This window comes from Vibrio sp. 378, assembly GCF_033339435.1.
Genome location: NZ_JAWOUO010000968.1, coordinates 1 through 560, shown reverse-complemented (window position 1 = coordinate 560; position 560 = coordinate 1). Strand labels below are relative to the sequence as shown.

Below are 560 nucleotides of genomic sequence, written 5' to 3'. Positions count from 1 at the left end.
GTTCTTCACAATCACCAATCAACGCGATTCTGTCGGGTGCACAAGTTCGCGCGCGTGGTTGGAAGTTCAAAGACTTAGTAGATAAATTGGACGCTTTAGTCGTAGCTGACGAAGCGGATGGACTGTCTGTGTTAGCGCAAGACAGCTCGGGGACGGTTACAGCATCGACTACGACGAGTTCTGCTGCGTTATCAAACACTTTTGGCGAACAGCGCACGTTGGTGCTTCTGGTTAACTTTCAAGACAATCCGCAGCAACCGTGGACCATTGATGAAGTTCAAGACATGGTTTTTGGAAAGGTTAACGACTTCTACAAAGAGAACTCCTTTGGTCAGACGTGGTTGAGTGGTGATGTACACGGTTACTACACGTTGCCGATTAATAGCAGTTGTGATTACAAAGGCTTTGAAAGTTACATTACGGCAGCCGCTGAAGCGGATGGCATTGATACGTCAAGCTATTCACGCAAAGTCTATATCTATCCCAAAGTAGAGAACTGCGGTTGGTCTGGAATGGGTACCGTTGGTGGCAACCCGTCAAGAGCTTGGATTAACGGCGCA

At 47.9% G+C, this 560-nt stretch carries 1 pseudogene; it reads left to right on the top strand.

Annotated features, from left to right (window positions below):
- A pseudogene (locus R7Q48_RS29850) lies at positions 1-560 on the top strand (peptidase M11); the annotation flags it as partial.